Annotated in this window: 23 protein-coding genes and 1 riboswitch; of the genes, 13 read left to right on the top strand and 10 right to left on the bottom strand. The window is 66.9% G+C overall.

Going from position 1 to position 24149, the window contains the following annotated elements; translation table 11 throughout:
* The first annotated feature begins 10 nt into the window (after window positions 1-10).
* Window positions 11-1411, top strand: a complete 1401-nt coding sequence (locus tag G9E11_RS06875; RefSeq protein ID WP_190604155.1) for an LLM class flavin-dependent oxidoreductase — start codon at window positions 11-13, stop codon at window positions 1409-1411.
* On the opposite strand, the gene G9E11_RS06870 is transcribed toward G9E11_RS06875, so the two are convergent.
* Window positions 1408-2445, bottom strand: coding sequence for a bile acid:sodium symporter family protein (locus G9E11_RS06870; RefSeq protein WP_190604153.1), 1038 nt, complete (start codon window positions 2443-2445; stop codon window positions 1408-1410). The genes G9E11_RS06875 and G9E11_RS06870 overlap by 4 nt on opposite strands.
* A 153-nt stretch (window positions 2446-2598) precedes the next feature.
* Between G9E11_RS06870 and G9E11_RS06865 the strand changes: the two genes are divergently transcribed.
* Entirely contained in the window at window positions 2599-3738 is a 1140-nt protein-coding gene (locus tag G9E11_RS06865) for a GGDEF domain-containing protein (RefSeq protein ID WP_190604151.1), read from the top strand.
* Between the two features lie 245 nt (window positions 3739-3983).
* Here G9E11_RS06865 and G9E11_RS06860 read toward each other — a convergent pair whose 3' ends face one another.
* The 4 genes from G9E11_RS06860 to G9E11_RS06850 form a co-directional block, all read right to left on the bottom strand.
* Window positions 3984-4724: an NlpC/P60 family protein gene (locus G9E11_RS06860; protein ID WP_246468784.1), complete on the bottom strand. Its 741-nt coding sequence runs from the start codon at window positions 4722-4724 to the stop codon at window positions 3984-3986.
* 3 nt (window positions 4725-4727) lie between these two features.
* A riboswitch (cyclic di-AMP (ydaO/yuaA leader) is annotated at window positions 4728-4892 on the bottom strand.
* Window positions 4893-5072: 180 nt separating this feature from the next.
* Window positions 5073-5318 carry an STAS domain-containing protein gene (locus G9E11_RS06855; RefSeq protein WP_414635176.1) on the bottom strand — a complete coding sequence of 82 codons (246 nt, stop codon included), beginning with the start codon at window positions 5316-5318 and terminating at the stop codon, window positions 5073-5075.
* 11 nt (window positions 5319-5329) lie between these two features.
* Window positions 5330-5464: a hypothetical protein gene (locus G9E11_RS21370; protein WP_284691163.1), complete on the bottom strand. Its 135-nt coding sequence runs from the start codon at window positions 5462-5464 to the stop codon at window positions 5330-5332.
* 7 nt (window positions 5465-5471) lie between these two features.
* Window positions 5472-6578: a GTP pyrophosphokinase gene (locus tag G9E11_RS06850; protein WP_190604147.1), complete on the bottom strand. Its 1107-nt coding sequence runs from the start codon at window positions 6576-6578 to the stop codon at window positions 5472-5474.
* A gap of 205 nt (window positions 6579-6783) precedes the next feature.
* Between G9E11_RS06850 and G9E11_RS06845 the strand changes: the two genes are divergently transcribed.
* From G9E11_RS06845 to G9E11_RS06820, 6 genes are all read left to right on the top strand, one after another.
* A complete protein-coding gene (locus G9E11_RS06845; protein WP_190604145.1) occupies window positions 6784-7605 on the top strand; it encodes an alpha/beta hydrolase in 822 nt (273 codons plus the stop codon).
* Between the two features lie 303 nt (window positions 7606-7908).
* Entirely contained in the window at window positions 7909-9027 is a 1119-nt protein-coding gene (locus G9E11_RS06840) for a ferredoxin reductase (protein ID WP_190604143.1), read from the top strand.
* Window positions 9028-9041: 14 nt separating this feature from the next.
* Window positions 9042-10232, top strand: a complete 1191-nt coding sequence (locus tag G9E11_RS06835; RefSeq protein WP_190604141.1) for a fatty acid desaturase family protein — start codon at window positions 9042-9044, stop codon at window positions 10230-10232.
* A gap of 64 nt (window positions 10233-10296) precedes the next feature.
* On the top strand, window positions 10297-11262 hold the full coding sequence (locus tag G9E11_RS06830; protein ID WP_190604138.1) for a carbohydrate kinase family protein: 966 nt from the start codon (window positions 10297-10299) through the stop codon (window positions 11260-11262).
* 9 nt (window positions 11263-11271) lie between these two features.
* The gene (locus G9E11_RS06825) at window positions 11272-11802 is read left to right on the top strand and encodes a YbhB/YbcL family Raf kinase inhibitor-like protein (protein ID WP_190604136.1); all 531 of its coding nucleotides are present in this window, start codon (window positions 11272-11274) and stop codon (window positions 11800-11802) included.
* 177 nt (window positions 11803-11979) lie between these two features.
* Window positions 11980-12975, top strand: a complete 996-nt coding sequence (locus G9E11_RS06820; RefSeq protein WP_190604134.1) for a substrate-binding domain-containing protein — start codon at window positions 11980-11982, stop codon at window positions 12973-12975.
* Between the two features lie 314 nt (window positions 12976-13289).
* Here G9E11_RS06820 and G9E11_RS06815 read toward each other — a convergent pair whose 3' ends face one another.
* The 3 genes from G9E11_RS06815 to G9E11_RS06805 form a co-directional block, all read right to left on the bottom strand.
* The gene (locus G9E11_RS06815) at window positions 13290-13583 is read right to left on the bottom strand and encodes a hypothetical protein (RefSeq protein WP_190604132.1); all 294 of its coding nucleotides are present in this window, start codon (window positions 13581-13583) and stop codon (window positions 13290-13292) included.
* Between the two features lie 206 nt (window positions 13584-13789).
* Window positions 13790-14806 carry a sugar phosphate isomerase/epimerase family protein gene (locus tag G9E11_RS06810; protein ID WP_190604130.1) on the bottom strand — a complete coding sequence of 339 codons (1017 nt, stop codon included), beginning with the start codon at window positions 14804-14806 and terminating at the stop codon, window positions 13790-13792.
* Window positions 14803-15981 (bottom strand): Gfo/Idh/MocA family protein, encoded by a 1179-nt coding sequence (locus G9E11_RS06805; RefSeq protein ID WP_190604128.1) that lies wholly within the window; start codon window positions 15979-15981, stop codon window positions 14803-14805. Before G9E11_RS06805 ends, G9E11_RS06810 begins: the two co-directional genes overlap by 4 nt.
* Window positions 15982-16125: 144 nt before the next feature.
* Between G9E11_RS06805 and G9E11_RS06800 the strand changes: the two genes are divergently transcribed.
* Window positions 16126-17130 (top strand): LacI family DNA-binding transcriptional regulator, encoded by a 1005-nt coding sequence (locus tag G9E11_RS06800; RefSeq protein WP_311764310.1) that lies wholly within the window; start codon window positions 16126-16128, stop codon window positions 17128-17130.
* Window positions 17131-17180: 50 nt separating this feature from the next.
* Here the strand turns inward: G9E11_RS06800 and G9E11_RS06795 are convergent, their stop codons facing one another.
* Window positions 17181-17492, bottom strand: a complete 312-nt coding sequence (locus tag G9E11_RS06795; RefSeq protein ID WP_111904192.1) for a putative quinol monooxygenase — start codon at window positions 17490-17492, stop codon at window positions 17181-17183.
* Window positions 17493-17507: 15 nt separating this feature from the next.
* Complete coding sequence (locus G9E11_RS06790) at window positions 17508-18557, bottom strand: LacI family DNA-binding transcriptional regulator (protein WP_190604125.1); 1050 nt, start codon at window positions 18555-18557, stop codon at window positions 17508-17510.
* 185 nt (window positions 18558-18742) lie between these two features.
* Here G9E11_RS06790 and G9E11_RS06785 point away from each other — a divergent pair, with 185 nt between their 5' ends.
* The 4 genes from G9E11_RS06785 (at window position 18743) to G9E11_RS06770 (ending at window position 24138) form a co-directional block, all read left to right on the top strand.
* Window positions 18743-20095, top strand: coding sequence for an NAD(P)H-dependent oxidoreductase (locus G9E11_RS06785; RefSeq protein WP_190604123.1), 1353 nt, complete (start codon window positions 18743-18745; stop codon window positions 20093-20095).
* A gap of 48 nt (window positions 20096-20143) precedes the next feature.
* Complete coding sequence (locus tag G9E11_RS06780) at window positions 20144-21166, top strand: DctP family TRAP transporter solute-binding subunit (protein ID WP_190604121.1); 1023 nt, start codon at window positions 20144-20146, stop codon at window positions 21164-21166.
* Window positions 21167-21278: 112 nt separating this feature from the next.
* The gene (locus G9E11_RS06775) at window positions 21279-23198 is read left to right on the top strand and encodes a TRAP transporter large permease (RefSeq protein WP_190604119.1); all 1920 of its coding nucleotides are present in this window, start codon (window positions 21279-21281) and stop codon (window positions 23196-23198) included.
* A gap of 4 nt (window positions 23199-23202) precedes the next feature.
* Window positions 23203-24138: an NAD(P)-dependent oxidoreductase gene (locus G9E11_RS06770; protein WP_311764309.1), complete on the top strand. Its 936-nt coding sequence runs from the start codon at window positions 23203-23205 to the stop codon at window positions 24136-24138.
* Window positions 24139-24149: the final 11 nt, after the last annotated feature.

The raw sequence follows: 24149 nt of genomic DNA, 5'->3' as shown, positions 1-24149 counted from the left end.
GAACAAGATCATGCCTGAACGCACCACTGCCAAAGCCGGCGGCGCACGCCAGCTCCACCTGAATGCCTTCCTGATGAGCACCGGACACCATGAGGCGTCCTGGCGGCTGCCCGAAAGCGACAGCTTTGCCGGAACGCAGGCGGCCCACTTCCAGCAGCTTGCCCGTACCGCGGAACGCGGCACCTTCGACTCGATTTTCTTCGCCGACTCGCCCGTGCTGCACGGCGACGTACGCCAGCGCCCCTACGGGACGCTCGAGCCGACGGTCCTGCTCAGTGCCATCGCCGCCGTGACCAAACGCATCGGGCTGATCGGCACCGCCTCCACCACCTACAACGATCCCTACAATTTGGCACGCAGGTTCGCCTCGCTGGACCACATCAGCGGGGGCCGGGCCGGCTGGAACGTGGTGACAACGGCCGGCGAGGCCGCGGCGCGGAACTTCTCGCTGGAGGACCAGCCCGCGCACTGGCGCCGTTACGAGCGCGCCGCCGAGTTCCTGGACGCAGCCAGGAAGCTCTGGGACAGCTGGGAAGACGACGCCGCGGTGGGGGACAAGGCGGCCGGGGTCTGGGGGGACAGCTCACGCGTCCACGCCGTCAACCACACCGGCCGCTACTTCCGGATCCAGGGTCCGCTGGACGTGCCGCGTTCGCCCCAGGGCCATCCCGTGATCGTGCAGGCAGGCTCGTCCGAAGACGGCAAGGACTTCGCCGCCCGCTACGCCGAGGCGGTATTCACCGCGCAGCAGACACTGGCCGAGGCGCAGCGCTTCTATGCCGACCTGAAGCGCAAGACGGCAGCCGTGGGCCGCAACCCGGAACACATCAAGATCCTGCCGGGCATTGTTCCGGTCATCGGCTCCACCGAGCACGAGGCGCGGCGGCTGGAGAAGCAGCTCGATGAGCTCATCCATCCCGAGCACGCACGGAAGCAGCTGGCCGGCGTCCTTCGGGTCTCACCCGAATCCCTGCCACTTGATGCGCAACTGCCCGAGGACCTCCCCTCGGAGGATGCGATCGAGGGGGCCAAGAGCCGGTACACCTTGATCGTGGAGCTCGCCCGGCGCGAGCGGCTCACCGTCCGGCAGCTCATCGGCAGGCTCGGCGGCGGCCGCGGGCACCGCACCTTCTCCGGGACGCCGGAGCAGGTGGCGGATGCCATCCAGGAGTGGTTCGAGAAGGGCGCGGCGGACGGCTTCAACATCATGCCGCCGGTGCTGCCGTCGGGCCTGGACGCCTTCGTGGACCACGTCATCCCGATCCTGCGGTCCCGCGGACTGTTCCGTCAGCAGTACACGGGGCGCACCCTGCGTGAGCACTACGGGCTGCCCCGGCCCGCGAGCGGATTTGCCCCTGCTGACGCCGCTGAACCGGCCGACGGGGAACTCGCGGTGAACGCTGCGGTTTAGGCTTCCTGCTTCTCCTGGAGGGGCTTCTGTTCCTGCAGGGGCTTCCGGGCCAGCCAGGCGGCGACAATTGCGCCGGAGATGTTGTGCCAGAGCGAGAAGACGGCGGAGGGCAGGGCCGCCAGCGGGGTGAAGTGGGCGGTGGCCAGGGTTGCCGCGAGGCCGGAGTTCTGCATGCCGACCTCGAACGCAAGGGCCCTGCGTGCCTTGTCGTCCAGGCGGCCGAGCTTGCCGGCGAGGTAGCCGAGGCCGAGGCCGAATCCGTTGTGCAGCACCACGGCCAGGAACACGATGCCGCCGGCCGCCAGGATCTTGCTGGCGCTTCCGGCCACCACTACCGCCACGATGAGGGAAATAACGACGGCGGATGCCCAGGGGAGCGCCGGCAGCGCCTTCGCGACGAGCTTCTTGAGGAACAGCCGGGCCAGCAGGCCCGCGATCACCGGGAGCAGCACGGTCTTGACGATGTCCAGCACCATGCCGCCGGCGTCGATGGTGAGGAAGGAACCGGCCAGAAACAGCACCAGGACGGGAGTGACCACCGGGGCGATGAGCGTGGATACGCTGGCGACGGCGACGGACAGGGCCACATCGCCCTTGGCCAGGAACGCCATCACGTTGGAGGCGGTGCCGGAGGGCGCGCAGCCCACGAGGATCAGGCCAACTGCCAGCGCAGGCTCCAGATGAAGAAGGGTGGCGATCGCCCAGCCGGCCCCGGGCATGATCACGTAGTGGGCCACGATGCCCAGCACCACGGCCCAGGGCCTGCGGGCAACCGCGGTGAAGTCCGGCGGCGTCAGCGTCAGGCCCATGCAGAACATGATGATTCCCAGCAGGTACGGGACCGCTGGGCCGAGCGGTTTGAAGGCGCCTGGAAGCAGGAACCCGGCGATGCCGGCTGCGAGCACCAGAAGGGGGAACACGGTCACCGCGACGCGCGCAATTTTCGCTTCCGCTGCGAGGGCCGGGTTCAGGGGTGCAGCGCCGGCCTCCGTGGCCGAGGGAGCGGATACGGGGTCTTTTGTTGCCTCAAGCATTCAATAATGCTGGCACCGTACGGCCGGGACGGCCAATTCATGACTGATGTCAGACAAATGTGTCGTACTTGGAAAATTCTCTGTGGCACAGCGGGATCCCGGGCGCTCCCGGTGCGATACTGGATTGCACTGGATCGGATTCAAGGGGACGGAATGATCCTAGACACGGCAACACTGCGGGTTGCCTTCGCGGCGATGGCCCTGATTTTGGCGCTGCTGTTCTACTTTTCAACCTTCCGCAGCACCCGCTCGCCCTACAGTGCCTGGTGGTGCGCCGCCCTGCTCCTGTTCCTTTTCGGCTCGGCGGCCTTCCTCCTCAACGGCACACCGCAGCAGGTCTGGGCCAATCCGCTGGGGGACGTCCTGCTCGTGTCCGGCGCGGCAGGGGTCTGGGCCGGCGCGCGTTCCCTCCGGAACCTGAAGCACAATATCTGGCTGTCCGCCGCGCTGCCGGTGATCGTGGGCGCCGCCGCCGCGGTCGACAATCCGGGGTCCAATACGTGGGCCGGCGGTGCCGTCTTCCTGGCGTCCATGGCTGTGCTGATTGGCTTGGCTTCGCATGAGCTGTGGCGGCTGGAACCCGGGTACTCCCGGGTCAGGATCCCCATGGCAATCGCGGCAGGCGGAGTGGCATTTTTCTACTTATGCCGTCTGGCGGTGTTCCTCATCGAAGGGCCAAACGGTCCCGTCTTTGCGACCTACTTCGGGTCCGCGGTGACGACGATGGTCACGATGGTGCTGCTGGTGGTGGTTTCCTTCAGCATGGCGGGGCTGAGCACCGAGCAGCAGACCCGGGCGCTGCGCACAGTCGCCACCCAGGACGGGCTGACCGGCCTCCTGAACCGCGGTGCTTTCCTGGAGGCGGCGGCCGAGGAACTGGAACGCAGCAAGGCTGCCAACAGGGGCGGCTCGCTGATCCTGGCAGACCTGGACCACTTCAAGTCAGTCAACGACACGTTCGGTCACGCTGCAGGCGACCTTGCACTGCGGGCCTTTGCCCAGGCGTGCAGCGCATCGGTCCGGTCCACGGACCTTGCCGGGCGCTACGGCGGCGAGGAGTTTATCCTCCTGCTTCCTGGCGCAGGCCCCAAGAGCGCGGAAATCATTGCGAGTGAAATCAGCAGGAGGCTGGCAGAGCAGCACATCCCCGAACTGCTGCGGATGCCGACCGTCAGTTACGGCATTTCCACCTACAACGCGACAACCGCTGACCTCGACGAGGTGATCGCGGCCGCCGACGTCGCTCTTTATGAGGCCAAATCACAGGGGCGGAACCGCACAGTCAGGGGCTGAAGCGGAGATGCCGCGGAACTTCTGCCCTCTTAAAGCAGGGACCGGATCTTAACGCAGGCACCGGATCCGGAATGCATGGGGGACAATCCGGACCCGGCGATCCTGACTCGCAGCCGGAGTCTGCGGTCTTTCATCAGGCATAGCCAGTGTGTTCCCTACTCCTTGTAGAAAGGTGGGAACACCTTGGGGGATGGCCGTGTTCCGCCGCCCCCAAGGCAGCGGAACACGGCGGTTTCTCAGCTCTGCTAGGCCGCGCGCACGAACGTGACGGGACCGGTGGCCGTGAGCCAGGACAGCGGGTGGGCCATGGTGGCGTTGATGCCGTTCATGCCGCCGCTGATGGCCTTGCCGCCGCCGGCGTAGATGGCCACGTGGCCGGACTGCACAATCATGTCGCCGGGCTGCGGGGTGGAGACGACCCTGCCGTGGCTCAGGAACTGCATCGGCGCGAGGTCACCCACGTGGATGCCGGCGGCACCGAGGGCCTTCTCCACCATGGCGGTGCAGTCCTGCGTGATGCCGATCTGGGCGTAGGCGGACGCCAGCATGGTGGCGTTGACGCCTGCGGCGGCCTTGACGGGGGCCTTCGGTGCGGGAGCCGCAGCCTTGACGGTGACCTTCGGTGCGGGCGCGGGGGCGGCCGGAGCGGCTGCAGCCTTGGCGGGCGCAGCAGCCGGGGCGGCGGTGACAGGGGCGGCGGCACGGGCCGCAGCCTTCTTCACAACCGGCTTTTCGACGACGACGGGTGCCGCTGCCACCGGAGCCGGGGCCGACTTGACCACGGGGCGCTCAAAAGCGATCTTGACGCTGGAGGCGGCGCTCAGGGGAGCCTGGACCTGTCCAGCCGTCGCGGGGGCGGCGGCGGGAGCCTTGGCCGGCTGGGCCGGAGCGTTGGCCGCGTTGGCTGCGACGCTGCCGGTGAAGGCCAGTCCGGATGCTGCAAGGATGACCGCAGCACGGCGGCCAGAAATAAAGCGGAACGACATGAAGAAGCCTCTCCCGATGCCTGCGAGGTGAGCTGTCGGATTCGGATGGGAGCACCCGGCCGCGGTCCTGAGCATGGTCAGGAACTGTGCGGCTTCACCCCAAGGCCCGCTTCAAGCGGGCCGAAAAGTGGTTTCCCCGTCTCTGCCGGACATGGGTCTTTGAATGGTTCCTCGGGCTGCGGCAGAGTTAGGCAATCAGCGCGGGAGTGCCTCGTCGGTGAAGAAGGCACGTTTTCCACCGTACGGGAGGCTTTTCCGAATGTCACATTAGGGTAACGGGGCCGTGTCGCTTCCCGACATGTCGATCCGCGTCAGGTAAGGGCTAAAGGCGGCGTGAAGTGATAATGCTCACTCTCCGGCGTTGAGCCTCCCGGCCGGACGTTCCCGCATCTGGATGCTGGCTGAGTTGAAGCCAATCAGTTCCACCTCACGGCCGTGCCTTCGGTACTTCTCCGTGACCGCGTCCAGCACGGCGACAGGGGAGGCATCCCACAGGTGTGAGGCGTCCAGATCGATCACCGCCACGTCGATATCAGGCTCGGCGTCGGGGGCGTAGTTGAACTGCGTGTAGGGGGCGTTGGAGGAGGCGGCCACGGCGAGGACCGTCAGGAGGACGAAGGTGACGGCACCGCCGTCGTGATCCGGCGGAAGCCGATGACGATCAGCAGGCCGGCCGCGACCAGCGGATACACGGCCAAGGAACCCCGATCAGTTCCGGACTGGAGCTGTTCGGGCTTCATGAAAACTCTATTTCTTCGTCTGGCGGTAGCGCTCGATCTGCTTCAGCCGCCGCAGGAGGCTGTCGCGCCGCGGGTGGGGGACGGCGTCGGGCGCCTCGGCGGTGAGGTCAATGTGCTTGGTTCCGTACTGCCACAGCAGGAGGTCATCCAGCAGGCGGTCCGGGCCGGGGGAGTAGCGGTGGTCCAGGGCCCTGCGGACCTCGGTGATCCGGTTGGCGCTGAGCAGTCCGGCGAGCTGGACCGTCTGCTTGAGTCCGTGGGCCGCAAGGAGTTCGGCTGCCCATCCCCAGTCGTCATCTACTTTACGGTCTACATGCGGGAGCAGGGTGCGCCACACGTCCCGGATGCGGTTGGGGGTGAGCTGCGCCGCCCCCTCTCCGTCCACGTCCCAGTAGCTGCGGACCTCCTCGTAGCGTTCATGCAGGTCGGCGAAGGCGGTCTCAACTGTCTCCAGCATGGCGGCGGTTGCGGTGAACTGGCGGTCGAAGTGCGGCGTCCACGCCCGCGGGTCCTCGGCCTTGAACCGGATGTCGTGCTCGATCTCGCTCCACGCGTGCGCGAACACGGTGCGGATCTGGCATTCGAAGAAGTAGCTGCCGTTGGGCGGGACTTCGGCGTTGAAGACCTGCTGGTAGTTCTTGACGACGTCGTTCTGGATGGTGCGCAGAATGAGGTGCCGGCTGGAGTAGCCGTAGGTTCCGGACTCGATCGAGCCGATGTCCTTTTCGCGGTCTCCGCGGCAGTCGAAGAGGTGCCGCTGGCGCTTGATCAGATTGGCCACCAGTGCGTTCTCCGCCGGCAGCTTGGTGATGACGCGCACGCCCACCATGTCGTTGAGGGTGCGGAACGGGTCCGGGAACTTCAGGAGCCGCTGACCGCCCTCTTCCAGCGGTTCCTCGGTCCGGGAGATCTTTTCCCGGAAGGAGTCCACAGATTTGGTGCGGCCGGTCACGAACAGCGGCGTGACCTCGGTGTCCTTGAGCATGGTCCGCAGTATTTGCAGGACTTCCCGGGTGACAAGCTTCAGGGCAGGCCGGACGCGCTCATAGAGTTCCACGTCTTCCTGCACGGAGCCGCGCTGAGTGACGTCCAGGCGATCCCAATTGCTTGCCATGGATCCAAACTATCAAGGCGGTGCGACAGCGGGGAGGGTGACACCCCCGCCACTGCAGCCCCTTCTGCCCCACGGGAGCGGCGTCCATGTAGGCTCGGAGCATGGCTGTTGTGCGCCGCTGTGCCCTGCTACTCCGGACCCCGGGCGCGCGGGAGGCGGCAAGGAGGGGCCCGGCGCCCCGTTCGAAGGATCCTAGGAGGATGCGGTGAAGCGGCAGAAGTACCACTACGGTGACCACCCCAGCCAGTGGGGCGAGCTCTTCCTGCCGGAAACATCCGCCTCACGCAACGGCAAGCAGCCATCGACGCGCGGCGTCGTTGTGGTGATCCATGGCGGCTACTGGCGCTCACAGTACGGCGCTGAACTGGGTGAACCGCTGGCAAAAGACCTCGCGGCACACGGCATCGTGGCCTGGAACCTGGAGTACCGCCGGGCGGGCAACGGCGGCGGGTGGCCGCGGACGTTCGAGGATGTCCTCGCCGGGATCGACAAGCTCCGTGAGCTGGCCCGCGAGCACGACCTCGACCTGAACCGCGTGGTGGCGCTGGGCCACTCCGCCGGCGGGCACCTGGCCGTCTGGGCGGCCGGCCGGGACCGGCTTGCCGGACTCGGCGCGGCCGACGCCGACCGGCAGGTAGCCAGGAACCTCAACGGCGAGGCCGTCCACCTGACCGGCGTCGTCAGCCAGTCCGGGCTGCTCAACCTGGCGCAGGCCGAGTGGCACGACCTTAGCAACGGTGCGGTCAGCAACTTCCTGGGCGGCTCCGCCGAGAGGTACCCCAAGCGCCACAAGTACGCCGATCCCATGAGCGCCGTGCCGCTCACCATCCCGGTCTACGCGGTCCACGGGCTTGAGGACGACACCGTGCCGGTGAGCCAGTCCGAGGCCTACGCCACGGCCGCCCGCGCAGCCGGAGCCCCGGTCCAGGTGGTCAAGGTCCCTGGCGACCACTTCGCGCTGATCGACCCGAAGGCGCCGTCCTACCGAAAGTGCCGCGAGCTGGTCCAGGAGCTGCTGCTGCTTTAGGGGCGGGAACTACTCCGGCGTCCGTTCGTTGCTTTGACGTGGGCTCAGGGAGTGCATGCACTCCGGCGGTAAGTATGCTTATCATCTACCGCAAAAGCTCGCAGACGTCGCAACGGAGGAATATTGAACATGGCCCGCAACTTGCCACGCCTGTCCCGCGTGGTCCAGCGCCCCGCGATGCGGACGCCGGTTGCTAGCGGCACCGGCATGGGGGACTCTTGTAGTCGGGGGATAGTCAACATATTTCGATCATGGGTTTCACTAGGAGATACACATGGGTGAGCCCGGCAGGAAGCGGACAGCATGATCCGGCTCCGCAAATTGGCGCGCGCGGCGTCCGTTCTGACCACCCCCCTTGCGCCGGAAGACATCCTGGCGCTCTTTGACCCAGTGTTCTCCGCCCGGCAGCTGCGCGGGGTGGTCACCAAAGTTGTCCCCGAAACGCCGGACTCAGCCACCATCCATTTCCGGCCCGGCCGCGGCTGGAAGGCCCATAAGGCCGGCCAGTGGGCACGGATCGGCGTGGAGCTCGACGGCGTCCGGCACTGGCGGTCCTATTCGCTCAGCGCTCCCGCAGGGGAGGATCCCGCCATCACCGTGAGCGACATGGGTGCCGTGTCCGGGGTCCTGGTCCGCAACACCCGGCCCGGGGACGTCCTGTTCCTGGCGCCGCCACAGGGCGACTTTGTCCTCCCCGAACATCCGAGGCCTCTCCTGATGCTCACCGCCGGTAGCGGCATCACCCCCGTGATGTCCATGGTCCGCACGCTGGTGCCGCACCGCCCCGACGCCGATGTGGTGCTGATCCATTCCGCCCGCAGGCCGGAGGACAGCATTTTCCGCGAGGAACTTTCCGAGCTCGCGGACCAGTTCCCCAACTTCCGCGTCACCCACTGGTTCACCGGTGAGCGTGGCCGGATGGACTTCGGCTCGGCCGCCGGACTGGACAGCCTGTGCCCCGACTGGCGCCGCCGCGCTGCCTACGCCTGCGGCCCGGAAGGATTCCTCGATGACGCAGAAGCCCTGTGGGCCGCCGAAGCGGCCGCCCATCCCAAGAACTCCAAGTCGGCCCGCGCAGAAGGGGCCACAGGCCCCTTCGCGGCGGACCCCGTCAACCTCATCATCGAACGCTTCAACACCAGCCTGCTGGCAGGCGCTGGGCACGACGGCGGTCTGGTCACCTTTGAGGCCTCCGACCGCGAGGTTGAGGCCGACGGCGATACCCCCCTTCTTGACGTCGGCGAGGACGCCGGGGTCCTCATGCCCAGCGGCTGCCGCATGGGCATCTGCCACAGCTGCCTGCTGCCCCTGCGTGCAGGGCAGGTCCGGGACCTGCGCACCGGCGAAGTCCACGGTGATCCGGGCCAACTAATCCAGACGTGCGTTTCGGCAGCCGCCGGACCCGTTAACCTCGACATCTGAGGAGCATCACAAGAATGACTGCAATATCCGATCGCACAGCCGCGACGAAGTCCACCGCCAGCGACTCCACGGACAAGCCGGTTACCAAACCGCGGCCCGGGGCACTGGCCGCCTCTGGCCGGCCCACAGTGCGCCCGCCCGCCGCCGCACACCTGACCGACGAGCAGGTGGCAGAGCTCGGCCGCGAGCTGGACGCCATCAAGGATGAGATCCTCGCCAAGCGCGGAGCCTCCGACGCCGCCTACATCCGGCGGGTGATCAAGATCCAGCGCGCGCTGGAGATCGCGGGACGCGCCACGCTGCTGGTGAGCCGGAACAAGGCCGCCTGGGTCACGGGAACCAGCCTGCTCAGCCTGGCCAAGATCCTGGAAAACATGGAGATCGGCCACAACATCCTCCACGGCCAGTGGGACTGGATGCGCGATCCGGACATCCACTCCACCACGTGGGAATGGGACTTCGTGACCCCCGCACGTTCATGGCAGCACACCCACAACGACCTGCACCACCGCTGGACCAACGTGGTGGGCAAGGACAACGACGTCGGATACAACCTGCTGCGCATGGACGAGGACCAGCCCTGGACCCCCCGCGCCCTGGGCAATCCGCTGTACAACGCGATCCTCGCCCCGATTTTCGAATGGGGCATCGCGGTCTACGACCTGGAGCTCGTCGAATACCAGGAGGGCAAGAAGTCCAAGGAGGCCATGGTCCGGGACCTCAAGGCCCTCGGCGTCAAGGCCCTCAAGCAGTTCACCAAGGACTACGCCGCCACCCCGGCCGTTGCCATGCTCACGGGCTCGGGCAAGCAGGCCCTCTTCGGCACGCTCACCGCCAACGCGGTACGCAACGTGTGGGCCCACGCCGTGATCTTCTGCGGACACTTCCCGGAAGGAACGGACACCTTCACCGAGGAAATGGTGGAGGGCGAGACCCGCGGCGACTGGTACGTCCGCCAGATGATCGGCTCCGCCAACATCTCCGGCTCCAAGTTCATGCACATCATGACCGGAAACCTGTCCCACCAAATCGAGCACCACCTGTTCCCGGACCTGCCTTCCAACCGGTACGGGGAGGTTGCACCCAAAGTGCAGGAAATCTGCCGGCGCTACGGCCTGCCGTACACCACCGGGCCGCTGCTGAAGCAGGTGGGATCCTCGTGGGCGAAGGTCTTCAAGCTCGCGCTGCCGGGGAAGAAGGCTTAGCTTCAGGACAACTTCCTTTGGAAGGACCCGGGCGCCTGGCGGCGTTCTCTGGCAGAGTATGACCATGCTCACTGTTATCGGCGAGGGCCTCGTTGACGTGGTCCAGCGCAGCTCCGGAATCGAAGCCCATGTGGGCGGCAGCCCGCTCAACGTCGCCGTCGGGCTCGCCCGCCTGGGGCATCCGGTGCAGTTCGTCGGCCGGTACGGCCGGGACGCCTACGGTGAGTCGGTGGCCGCCCACCTGCGGGCGAGTTCCGTCATGCTCCCGCAGGCCCCGGATGGGCTGCCCACCAGCGTGGCCACCGCGCAGGTGGACGACGACGGCGCCGCCACCTACACGTTCGACCTCGCCTGGGAGCTCCCCGGCTTGGCGGAACGACTGCCATTCATGCTCCAGGGGACCACGCTGCTGCACACCGGCTCCATCGCCACCATGCTGGCGCCGGGCGCAGCAGAGGTGCTGGCCGCCGTCGAACATGCCCACCCGGCGGCGACCATCAGTTTTGACCCCAACTGCCGTCCCAGCATCATCACGGACGCCGAATACGCCCGCCGGCAGGCGGAAAAGTTTGTGGTCCTCTCGGACATCGTCAAGGCCTCCGACGAGGACCTCGCCTGGCTCTACCCCGGTGTGGACCCGCTGGAGTCCGCGCGGCGCTGGCTGCAGCTGGGTGGCGCCGAGGGGCCGGCCATGGTGGTGGTGACGCGCGGCGCTGCCGGGCCGTGGGGGATTACCGCCGCGGGCGAAGCAGAGTTCGCCGCGCCCCGCGTGGAGGTGGCGGACACCGTTGGCGCCGGGGATTCCTTCATGGCCGCGCTGCTTTCCGGGGTGGTGGACCGCGGCCTGGCCGGCGCCCAGAACCGTGCAGACCTGCGGGCGCTCCCGGCCGAGGGGCTCACCGCCCTCCTGGCGCACGCCTCCCGCGCGGCAGCAGTCACCGTGTCCCGTGCCGGTGCCAATCCGCCCACCCGGGCTGAGCTCAATCACGTCGAAGCAGCAGCAGAGGAAGCCGAAGTTCCCACCACCTGAGGAGCAGCCATGACATCGCCGGGCCCGTTTTCAAACCTGCCGGACGTCCCCGCGTTCGGGCTCACCAGCCGGTCCTTCGAGGATGGCGGGACCCTGCCGCCGCCGCAGCGCAGCGGCAGGATGCATGCCGGCGGCGCGGATGAGTCCCCGCAGCTGAGCTGGACCGGGGCGCCGGATGGGACCAGGAGCTACGCCGTGACCGTGTTTGACCCGGACGCGCCGGGCGCCGGCGGGTTCTGGCACTGGGCGGTCCTCAACATCCCGGCAGATGTCACGTCGCTGGCGGAGGGCGCCGGGGCCGAGGGCGGCCCGCAGCTCCCGCCCGGCGCGGTGCAGCTGAAGAACGACGGCGGCTTCCGCGGCTACCTGGGGGCGGCCCCGCCGCCCGGGCACGGCCGGCACCGCTACATCGTCACGGTCTATGCGCTGGACGTGGAGGAACTGCCGGGAGGGACAGGGGCGAAGCCCGCAGGCCTGGGATCCGACCTCGCCCGTCACCTGCTGGGCACGGCAGCGCTGACCGGCGTCTACCAGCGCTGAGGGCGGCTGCCGCTGCCCATACCGGCCGAATAGAACTATTGACAGGACAAACTCCTGCTTCTATTCTCGAGTAATGGAGCGCTCCAAATGCGCTCGGTCACACCCCTCTTCTCCGGCTGGGAAGATGCAGTGGTGTTGTTCCCCCAGTCTTCCGGACACGATCGAAGGAGATCACCAGTGAAGAAGTTTTTTTGGCGCCGCGCAGCGGTGGCCGCGGTTGCAATCCCGATGCTGGCTTTGACGGCATGCTCCAGTCAGGGCGGACGGGCGCCGGAATCCAACAGCGGGGGCGGCGGGGGCCAGGCTGCCTCGACTCCGCGCATGAAGATTGCGCTGATCACGCACGCTCCGGCGGGCGACACCTTCTGGGACACCGTCCGGAAGGGCGCCGAGGAGGCCGCGGCAAAGGACAACGTGGAGCTTCTCTACACCAACGATCCCGAGGCGGGCCGGCAGGCGCAGCTGATCCAGCAGGCTGTGGATCAGAAGGTGGACGGAATCGCCGTCACCCTGGCCACGCCCGGTGCGCTGAAGGATTCCCTCAAGAAGGCCTCTGACGCTGGCATCCCCATCGTCAGCCTGAACGCCGGTGAGGACGTCTCCAAGGAGCTCGGGGCCTTCACGCACTTCGGCTCCAACGAACAGCTCGCCGGCCAGGCGGTGGGTGAGAAGCTGGCGGCTGAGAACTTCAAGCACCCCATCTGCGTTATCCAGGCCCAGGGGCACGTGGGGCTGGAAGCGCGCTGCGCCGGTGTGAAGTCCAAGGTCCCGGGAACCGAGATCTTGTACGTGAACGGCGCCGACATGACGTCCGTGGAATCGACGGCAACGGCCAAGCTGCAGGCAGCCAAAGACGCCGACGTCATCATCGGCCTGGGGGCACCCGTCACGCTCACCCTGCTGAAATCCGTCGCAACTGCGGGCAGCTCGGCGAAGGTCGCCTCCTTTGACCTGAACAAGGAGCTTGCCCAGAAGATCGCGGACGGCACCGTGCTGTTCACGGTGGACCAGCAGCCCTGGCTCCAGGGTTACGGTTCCGTGGACGCCCTGTGGCAGGCCAAGCGGGGCGGCTTCAAGCTCGGCGGCGGGCAGCCGGTGCTCACCGGGCCCACCATCGTTGACAAGTCCAACGCGGCGGACGTCGTGAAATTCTCCGACCAGGGCATCCGCTAGCCCCCGCTGGTTGAGCCTGCCGAAACCACAGGCTCAACCAGCGGGGCCAACCCTTGGGCGAGCTTCAAAAGACGCCGCACGTCCTGCTCATCGGAGCGACTGGAAGCCAGCCGCGCCTCTGAGCCGGCCGTGGCTGCCGTGGCTGCCGCCAGGTCATCAGGTCCCGCAGGTCGGCGCTCTTGGGCCGGCGCCAGTTGCTGGGCGATTTCCGCGGAGACTATGGACTTCGACCGCCGTCCGGCCGGGAAAACAAAGGCGTGCCGCCCAGGTGGGAAACCTGAACGGCACGCCTTTGTTGCGACTAGTTCGCGCCGCTAGTCTGTCTGGAGCGACTGCTCATCGTTACTGGTTGCGGATTCCGGCTCGCCGCCGGCCTGGGCCAGCGTCATGCCCTTGGTTTCCTCGGCCGTGAACACGCAGACGAGGAATCCGACGGCGGTCAAAACCGCAGCGACGAGCATGGTGGGACCGGTGCCCCAGAAGGCGAGCCGAACCGCACCGCGAAACGTCACGAAGCAGCCCACAATCATGAGCATGACGACGGTGACCAGCGCGGCGGCGGCGAGCAGAATCCAGCGCCAGCAGCCGGAACCGAATGCTTGCAGCACCGACACGAGCCCAGACACAATATTGCAGGCAGCGGCCTGCGGGGGCTAAGGCAGGTGCGAGATTTCCGAGGTGCGGCAGGCCGTTGAACCTGTGGCAGCGAAGTCAAAACTACGATACCCGCGGGCCGTGCGGCTCCGGACAAAGCGGAAGCCTGCCGGCTGGTGCCGGCAGGCTTCCGTGGTGGTGTGTGTGTTGCGGGTTGCGGTTAGTGGTTGACCAGCGAGGCAGCCAAAGCTGCGTCCGCGTCCTTCAGGACCTTGGCGGCGACTTCGAGGCCTTCGATGCGGCCGAGTTCGACGTCTTCGTGTTCGATGTTGACGAGCATGTCGGGGTCCACCTCGTGGAGGGCGCGCAGGAACTCGGTCCAGTAGGCGGTGTCGTGGCCTTTGCCGAGAGCGACGAAGTCCCAGGCGGCGGGCTTGGGCCATTCGTTGGCCCATTCGTCGCCGCCGAGGTTGGTGCGGTTCTCCTCGGGGGAAAGCCGGCGGAAGCGGTTGTCGAGGACACCATAAACCGCGGCGGTGTCTTTGTTGACGCGCACGTCCTTGGCGGCTGCGTGGAAGACCAGCGGGCCAAGTTCACGGACCACGGCCACCGGGTCCATCTGCTGCCAGAACAGGTGGGAGGCGTCGAGCTCGACGCCCACGTGGGTGGCGCCGGTCAGTTCGACCAGCTTGTACACGTCGGCGGGGTTGAAGACGAGGTTCTGCGGGTGCAGTTCCAGGGCGACCTTGACGTCGTGGTCGGCGGCGAGCCGGTCGGTTTCCTTCCAGAACTTGGCGGCGACGCCCCACTGGTAGTCCAGGACGTCCAGCGCCGCGGAGTTCCAGGCATTGACGATCCAGTTCGGCACGGTGGCGCCGGGTTCCCCGCCGGGGAGGCCTGACATGGTGACCACGCGGTTCTGTCCGAGGCGGTGGGCCAGGCGGATGGAGCGGCGGATGTCCTCGGCGTGCTTGTCGCCGATGGCGCGGTTGGGGTGCAGCGGGTTGCCGTTGCAGTTCAGTCCCGCGATGGAGACGCCGGTGCCCTCGAAGATCGCGAGGTAGTCATCGCGCGCGGCGTCACTTTCGAGGATGTCGTCGAAGGTGGGAACGTGCACCGCCGGCAGGAACCCGCCGGAGTTGATTTCGATGCCGGTCAGGCCCAGGTCTGCGACGACCTTCAGGGCCTCGGGCAGCGGGCGGTCGTGCAGGATTGCGTTGTAGACGCCGAGCTTCATAGCGTGATCATCTTTCCGTTGTTCAGGGCTGATTCGGTGACGGCGGCGAGCAGTTCCATGTTGCGGACGCCTTCGTCGAAGGTAGCGCAGCGCGGCAGGGATTCCGCTTCGCTGAGGCCGGCTACCTCTTCGAGGAACGCACGCGACTGGTAGGCGAACGCGTCGTTCTGGCCGAAACCGACCTCGGGGGCGTCCATGGCAAGGCCGCCGGCGATGTAGGGGTGGCCCGGGCCGAGGATGACCTGGCGGTAGCCGCTCTCGTGGCCGGAGCCGTCATTGAGAAAGAGCTGGACCTCGCCGGGGCGGCGCTGGTCGAACTTCGCGGAGCCGTTCTCGCAGAAGACCTCGAAGTTGAGGCTGTTGGCATGGCCGGCTGCCACGCGGGAGACTTCGAAGCTGCCGGCGCCGTTTTCGAACTCGGCGGAGAAGGCTGCGTAGTCGTCGTTCTCCACGGCCTCGTAGGTGTCGCTGACGGCGGCGTGGTCATGTCCGATGACGGCGCCCAGCGGCAGGGGCCGCTTGTCGATCGCCGTGCTGAGGCGGCCGCCGCTGATGGACTTGATGTCGCCGCAGAGGAACTCCGACACGTACGCGAGGTGGCTTCCGACGTCGGCCAGCGCGCCGGAGCCGGGGCCGCCCTTGTAGCGCCAGCTCATGGGCGCATCCGGGCTGAAGCCGTAGTCCGTCCAGTAGCGGCCGCTGAAGTGCAGCACCCTGCCCAGGGTCCCGTTCCGGATGAGGTCGCGGATGTAGGCGATGCCCGGGGTGCGGCGGAAGGTGAACCCGATGCGGGCGATCGAGGAGGCGCTGCGGGCGGCGTCGGCCATGGCCCGGGCATCCTCCAGGGTGTCGCTCAGCGGCTTCTCGCACAATACGTGCTTGCCGGCGGCCAGGAGGCCCTCCACCACTTCCCGGTGCAGCGAGTTGGCGATGACAACGCTGACGACGTCGATGTCATCGGCCTCGGCGATGGCCTGCCATGAGGTGTCATTGCGCTCGTAGCCGAAGCGCCGTGCCGCGAGGGAACCGAACTCCGGGTTAACGTCTCCGACGGAAACGAGCCGGATCGGCGGCAGGACGGGGTTGTACAGGGCGGATGCGGTGCGGAAGGCGGCGGCGTGGGCCTTGCCGGCCATGCCCGCCCCGATGACGGCTACGCCGAGATCTGTGGGCATTGGTTTTCTCCTTTGAAACGGGCTTTGCGGGACTCGACCGCTGTGACGTGGGACGCAAAATGGAGCGCTCCATAAACACGATAGGGGCGGAACTTTGTCCTGTCAATATCCCTATAAGGTCAGTGCATGGGCGACAATGGCAGAGTGACCCAGGAGACCGGAAAACGCCCGAACATTTACGACGTCGCTTCCGCGGCCGGGGTGTCGAAATCCCTGGTCTCGCTGGTCCTGCGCGGCGCGCCCGGCGTCTCGGCCGCCCGCCGGGCTGCCGTCGAGGAGGCCATCGAAAGGCTGAACTACCGCCCGAGCCGGGCGGCAGCGACCCTGGCCGGCAACCGGTCCCGGACAATCGGCGTCGTTCTGGACGACTACCGGAACCTCTGGTTCGTCAGCCTGCTGGGCGGGCTGCACGACGAACTTGCACCGCTCGGCTTCCGCGTGGCCGTCGCCGACCCGTCGTTCAACGCCCACCTGGACCGGACGCCGGTGGACGGCCTCATGTCGTTGCGGGTGGACGGCATAGTGATCGCGACCGAACCCACGCAGGAGATGTTCGCCGCCGTCGACGTTCCCGCGGTGGTGGCGGGCAACCGGGACGTCGTGGTCCCGGGGGCGGATATCGTCGCCAACGACGACGAGGCCGGCGGCCGCTTGGCCACCGAGCACCTGATCGGGCTCGGGCACCGGGAAATCGGGCATGTGACCGGCGGGGGCGGCGCCGCCCGTCTGCGGGCGAAGGGGTTTGAGGCCGCGATTCGCGACCACGGGCTGCAGCCGCACACGGTGCAGGGCCACGGGCAGACGATGGAGCCGGACGGCTACGAGGGTGCGCTGAGGCTGCTGGACCAGTACCCGGCGATCACGGCGATTTTCGCGGCCAACGACGTGATGGCGATGGGTGTGGCGGCCGCGGCGCGGGACCGGGGGCGGCGCATCCCGGAGGAGCTTTCCCTGATCGGCTACGACAATTCGCCGCTCGCGTCGGCGAACCTTCTGCGCCTGACCACCATCGACGGCCGCAACGGCGAGGTGGGTGCCGGGGCTGCGAAGGCACTGCTGGACCGCATGAAGGATCCGGGACTGCCGGTCCGGACGGAGCTCGTGGACCCCGAGCTGGTGGTCAGGGGATCGACGGCGGCCCCCGCCTGACCTGCGCAGGCAAGGGGCTGCCGTCGTTTCTTCAGGCGTAAGCCTTCAGATCAGAGTGCGCCCTGCGCGCTGGTGCCGGCGGGGATTGCGGCCAGCCGCGTCACCTCCACCGGCTCCGCCAGGAGCCCCTCAAGGGAGGCGTTAAGGCGTTTGACGGGGTCGCCGGCGCCGTGGGCATCGAGGAGTTCGGCGCTTTCCCACTTTTCGATCATGACGATCTGGCCGTTCGGGGCTTCGTGGATGGCGTACAGTTCGCAGCCCGGCTCCTCGTGGACCTCCGCGATGGCGGGGGAGAGGGCGGCCACGACGTCGTCGAAGGCGCCTTCCTTGGGTGTGAACATGGCGGTGACAACTACGGTCATGGGTTTTCCTTTTCCTTACCCGGTTACGGACTTGCTGGCGACGAGGCCGACCGGTGCAACGCAGCTGCTGCGCGGCACAAAATCCGCCTTGACTTCGATGGTCCTGGCACCCGCGGGGAGCCGGCCCTGCATTCGGCCGAGGACGAGTTCGAGGGAATGCACCGCCAGCATGCCGATCGGCTGCCGGATCACGCTGAGCGGCGGGCTTGTCAGTTCGGTCCACGGGTTGTCGTCGAAGACGATAACCGAGAGGTCGTCGGGTATCCGGACGCCCATCTGGACGAGGCGCCGGACCGAGCTCTGCACCTGGGCGGTGTTGGCGACGATCAATCCGGTGGGGGCGTCCGGGGACGCAAGGAGGGACCCGACGGCGTCACCCCCGCCGTCTCCGCGGAAGGGAACGTCCCTGACCAGCATGGGATCGAGGCTAAGCGAAGCGCTTTCGAGGGCCGCCCGGTAGCCGCCGATCCGGGAACGGCCGGTGGACGTGCTGGCGGGGCCGGTGATGAGGGCGATCCGCTCGTGGCCGAGGGCGATAAGGTGATCGGTTGCGCGCCTGGCCGAGTCGGAGTTTTCGATGCTGACGACGTCGACGTCGCTGAGCTCCGCAATGGCGCGGTCCACGAAAACCACGTGTACCCCGAGGTCCCGTAGGCGGTCCCATTTCTCGACGTTTCCGCCCGTTGGCGTGGCGATGACGCCGCCCACCGAACGGTCGAGGAGCGTGTCCAGGGATTCCGCCTCAAGGTGCGGGTCCTCCTGCGTGGTCATGACCACCACCTGCACACCGTGGCTGCGGGCTTCCCACACAACACGGTCCGCCAGTTGGGCGAAGAACGGGTTGGCGAGGTCCGTGACCACCAGGCCGACGGTGAGTGCGTGGCCCGCGCTGAGTTCACGCGCCGCAGCGCGGGGACGGTACCCGAGTTCACTGATGACGTTCAGGACCTGTTCGCGCTTGGCCGGGGCGACCGGGCCGGAGTCCGGGTTCAGCACCCGCGAGACTACGGATACGGAGACCCCCGCCGCTGCCGCCACATCGCGGATAGTGGGCGCCTTCTTCAATGCTCCTCCTTGCAACCGGTGGTCTTCACCGACATCTGTTGACACAGCCTAACACCGACTGGTACAAAAGTGGAACCGGTTCCACTCGGTAACCCAAATCACAGCAGCAACGCCGAAGAGCTGCTCCACCGGCCCCACGGTGGAGGTTGTCTCTCTTCGGTCAGACATCAATCAGAGAGATCCCCATGAACCTTCACAAGCTTCTTAGCGACCGCGAGAACCAGGGCCGTCCCATTCGAGTGGGCCTCATCGGGGCCGGACGGTACGGCACCATGTACCTGGCCCAGGCAAACAACATCCCGGGCATCCATGTTGTGGCCATCGCTGACATCAACGTGAAGCGGGCTGAGGGCGCCTTCGAACTGGTCGGCTGGCCCCAGAACCAGATCGCTCCGGACATCGCCACCGCATTGGAGAACCGCTCCACCACTATCGTGGCAAACGCTGACGAGCTGTTCGACGTCGACATCGACGTCATCGTTGAAGCCACCGGCAACCCGATCGTCGGCGTCAAGCACGCGCTGCGGGCGATCGAAACCAAGAAGCACATCATCATGGTCACGGTCGAGGCCGACGCCCTTGCGGGTCCTGCCCTCGCCAAGCGCGCGGAAGAGGCCGGCGTCGTCTATTCCATGGCGTACGGCGACCAGCCCGCGCTCATCATGGAACTGGTGGACTGGGCCCGGACCAGCGGCTTCGACGTCGTATGTGCCGGCAAGGGTGCCAAGTACCTCGAGCACTACCACGAGATGAACCCGGACAACGTCTGGGAAAACTGGGAGTTCTCCAAGGAGCTCACCGACTCCGGCCAGCTCAACCCGTACATGCACACCTCCTTCCGTGACGGCACCAAGGCATCCATCGAGATGGCAGCCGTCGCCAACGGTGCCGGCCTGGTGCCCTCTGACAACGGGCTGAGCTTCACGCCCGGTGACGTGGAGGAAATTGCCACCATCTGCCGCCCGGCCGACGTCGGGGGTGCCCTGGCGCACGAGGGAAGCGTGGACGTCATGTCCAGCGTCAACCGCGACGGCAGCTGGATCAGCCACAACACCCAGGAAGGCGTCTTCGTCGTGGTCAAGGCCACCAACGGCTACGTCTCCGGCTGCTTCAATGAATACCCGTGGCACCCGGACCCCACCGGCCAGTACGCAGCCCTGTACCGCCCGTACCACTACGTGGGCCTCGAGCTGAACATGTCGATTGCCAACGCAGCCCTCCGCGGCATTGCAACAGGCTCGCCCGTCGGCTTCTTCGGTGACGTCGTCGCCACCGCCAAGAAGGACCTGAAGGCCGGCGAATTCCTCGACGGCGAGGGCGGCTTCACCGTTTGGGGCAAGCTCGTCTCGGCCAAGCACTCCGTGGCCATCGGCGCCCTGCCGGTAGCCCTGGCACACCACGTCGAGCTGCGTGCCGACGTCGCCAAGGGTGCCACCGTCCGCTGGGAAGACGTCATCATGGACGACTCGCTCGCCCAGGCCCTCGAGCTGCGCCGCGAAACCGAGGCGCTTGTTACCGAAGCCGCCCTGACCTCCTAATTGCATCCAGCAATTCACAAGACTCCTTCCAATGAAGAAAGGCATCACATGAAATCGAAGACCCGCGCCCTCACCGGAGTGCTGGCATGCACCCTCGCCGCCTCCGTCCTCGCCGGCTGCGCCTCCGGGGCGCCCGGCGGTGGCTCGCCGGTGGCCAAGATCCAGCTGTCCATCCCGGACCCGCTGACCTCCTCGGTGGGTGTCTCGGCCCAGCACTTCGCCGACCAGGTGAAGAAGACCTCCAACGGCTCGGTGGTTGTCACGGTGGTGCCGAACGGTACGAGCTTCAGCGGGGACCAGAACGCCGCCGTCACGAGGCTGCAGGGCGGGTCGCTGGACGCGCTGATCCTGTCGACGTCGGTGTACGCGTCGGTGGTGCCGGAAATGAACGCGATCAGCATCCCCTACCTCTTCGATGACACGAAGGAAGAGGCTGCGTTCCTGGCGGGCAAGCCGGGCGACGTCCTGAAGGAAAAGCTCAAGGAAAAGAACACCGTTGCCCTGTCCTTCCTCACCCGGACCGGCCGCCAGATCACCAACTCCGAACGCCCCATCGAACAGCCCTCGGACCTGAAGGGCCTGAAGATCCGCGTCCCGGGCAACCCGCTGTGGACCGACTTCTTCGGCAAGCTGGGCGCCAGCCCCACCACCATGGCATTCTCGGAGGTCTTCACCGGCCTGCAGACCGGAACCATCGACGGACAGGAAAACCCGATCGAGGTGCCGTGGACCAACAAGTTCTCGGAGGTCCAGAAGTACGTCTCGCTGACGCACCACATCAACGACGCCTGGGTCCTGGCCCTGTCCTCCAAGAAGTGGGACTCGCTGAACGAGGACCAGAAGAAGATCCTGACGGACGCCTCGGCTGAGACGGCCACCTTCAAGACCGGTTACGACGAGGAGCAGTCCCGAAAGCAGCTCGACGAGCTCACCGCCAAGGGCATGAAGGCCAACGAGCCGACCGCCGCCGGGCTTGAGCAGTTCAAGGCCGTTTCAAAGAGCCTCTACCCGGACTTCTCGAAGCTGATCGGCAAGGAATTCTTCGACCAGGCGATCGCCGCAGCCAAGTAAGCCCCTTTGAGGGCCGGAGCGCCCTCCGGCGCCCCGGCCCTCAAACAGCATTCCCCCGAACAGCATCCCCGCACTCAGCATCCCGCTTTCAACGATGACAGTCTGGAAAAACATGGAACATACACTCGCCCTCAAGGAACTCGAAGAGGTCCTTCCGTCTGATGCGGAAGAGATCCTTCACCACGGGCACGTCGCACCGCGCTGGAGCGGAGCGGTCTGGCTGGACAAGGCACTGGAATGGACAGTAGGCGCGGCGATCCTCGCCGAGCTCGTCGTGATCCTGCTGAACATCGCGGTCAGGGTCGTCACGGGCGACTCTGTGCTCTGGACCCAGGAAGTGTCTGAAATTGCGCTCCTGACCATCGCCTTCATCGGCGGTGCGATCGCCTATCCCAAGGGTGCGCACATGGCCGTCCAGGCCCTGATCATGCGGCTTCCGGCACACTGGAAGCCGTATCTGGCGGCCCTCGTCGACTGCCTCGTCTTCGTCATGAGTGCGGGCGCCTTTGCGCTCTTCGTTCCCACCCTGGTCCAGCAGCTCGAGGAAAAGACCCCGATCCTCCAGCTGCCGGTGTTCTGGGTATCGCTGCCCTTCTCCATCGGCATGGTGCTGATCGCCTGGTTTGCCGTCCTGAAGCTCTGGCGCCAGCCGCGCCGCGCCGTTCTGGTCGGCGCGGGGATCACCGCAGCCCTGGCCGCCGTCGTTGTCCTGTCCCAGCCGCTGTTCTACACCGCCTCGCCCAACCTCCTCCTCGGCGTGGTTCTGGTTGCCCTGTTCGCCCTGCTGTTCCTTGGCCTGCCCATCGCGTTTGTCCTCGCGCTGGCTTCGGGCATCTACCTCTACCTCGGTGGTATCTCCGAGGTCAGCGCCATCCCGATCGGCATGGCGTCGGGGGCCAAGGGCTTCGTGCTGCTGGCCATCCCGTTCTTCATCCTCGCGGGAACCGTCATGAACTCTGCCGGCCTGACCCTGCCGCTCGCCAAGCTGGTGGACGCGCTCATCGGGCACCTGCGGGGCGGCCTGCTGCAGGTGGTTGTCGTGACCATGTACATCTTCTCGGGCATCTCCGGCTCCAAGGTTGCGGACGTCGCCGCCGTGGGCACCACCATGCGCGGCATGCTTGAGGAACGAAAGTACCCGCGCGGCGAGGTGGTGGCGGTGCTGTCCGCCTCGGCCATCATGGGTGAGACCATCCCGCCAAGCATCGTCCTGCTCATCATGGGCTCCATCACCACGATTTCCACCACCACGCTGTTCCTCGCCGGCTTCGTTCCGGCTGCCTTCCTGGCCCTCGTGGTCATGGCGCTCGTCTTCCTTCGCGCAAAGAAGCAAGGCGGCGTTGCCAGCCCCAAGGCCACCTGGCGTGCGCGCGGCTCGGCCACGTTCTTCGCCATCCCCACGCTGCTGCTTCCGGTCGGCATGGTGGTGGGCATCCTCAGCGGCTTCGCCACCCCCACCGAGGTGTCCTCGGTCGCCGTCGCCTACGCCTTCGTTCTCGCGGCCGCCTACCGGCGCGGCAGCAAGCGGCTGCTGGGCGATACCCTGCGGGAAACCACGACGACGGCGGGCATGGTTCTGTTCATCATCGCGGCAGCTTCACCGCTCGCCCAGACGCTTGCCCTGGCCGGGGTATCCCAGCAGATCCATGACCTCATGTCCGGCCTGGGCGACTCACCGCTGCTCTTCATGCTGTTCACTATCGTGCTGCTGATCATCATGGGCCAGCTGCTCGAAGGCCTGCCCGCGGTCCTGATCTTCGCGCCGCTGCTTCTGCCCATCGCCACCGAATTCGGCGTCAACCCGGTGCAGTACGCCATGGTGCTGATCATTTCCATGGGCATCGGTTCGTTCGCTCCGCCGGCCGGTGTCGGCTTCTACGTGGCGTGCGCAACCGGCCTCGAGACCGTGGAAAAGAGCCTCAAACACTTCTGGCCCTACCTCATCGCGGTGTTCATCGGGCTGCTGGTGCTTGCCGCCGTTCCGTGGTTCAGCACCTTCCTGCCCGCCATGGCCGGCCTGATCCCCTTCTAACGACGTGAGCACAGTGACAGACAAAGCAGTGGCAGGCACACAGAATGAGTTGAAGCCCGGGGTTCCGATGTCCGTCGCCCTGCTGGGCACGGGCCCAATGGGCGCCCCGATCGCCCGCAACATCCTGGCCGCCGGTGTTCCCCTCACGCTCTGGAACCGCACCGCGGAAAAGGCCAGGGCCATCGGCGGGGGACAGGTGGCCGGCACCCCGGCGGAGGCTGCGGCCGGCGTCGTCCTGACCGTCCTGCCGGACCTGCCGCAGGTCGCCGGCCTTCTGGCCGGCGAAGACGGGCTGCTGGCCGGATGGAAGGCGGCCGGCATCGAGGACCCTGTCCTGGTCATCCACGGAACAGTGTCCCCGGTGGCCGTGGCCCGGTTCGCCGAGGAGTGCCGGAGCCGGTACGGGGTTACGGTGGTGGACGCGCCGCTCAGCGGCGGAACCATCGGAGCCGAGGAGGGCCGGCTGAGCACCATGGCCGGAGGGCCGCGCGAGACAGTGCGGCGCCTCCTGCCGCTCTTCGAGCTCTACAGTTCCACGGTGGTCTGGTTCGGCGAAGCGGGTGCGGGGTCCACGGTCAAGGCCTGCAACCAGATCGTCGTGTCCGCCACGGTCACGGCGCTGGCCGAGGCGATGGCCGTGGCGACCGCCACCGGGCTGGACCTTGGGAAGGTACAGTCCATCCTGGCCGGCGGCCTGGCGAATTCGGAAGTCCTCCGGCAGAAGGGGCAGCGCTGGATCGACGGGGACTTCGAGGGCGGCGGGTCCGCGAAAAACCAGCTGAAGGACCTGAACTTCATCGCCGAGATCGCCAAGGACAGCGGGCTGAAGCTGCCTCTCTCCGCCAGCGTCCGCAGCGCCTTCGAGCTCATGGTGGACGCAGGCGACGGCGACCTGGACCACACGGGGATCTACCGGACGGTCCTGGGGCAGCCAGGATAGGCCAGTCAGGG

The organism is Arthrobacter ipis (genome assembly GCF_014694315.1).
GTDB lineage: Bacteria > Actinomycetota > Actinomycetes > Actinomycetales > Micrococcaceae > Arthrobacter > Arthrobacter ipis.
This window is presented reverse-complemented; position numbering and strand designations above follow the sequence as displayed.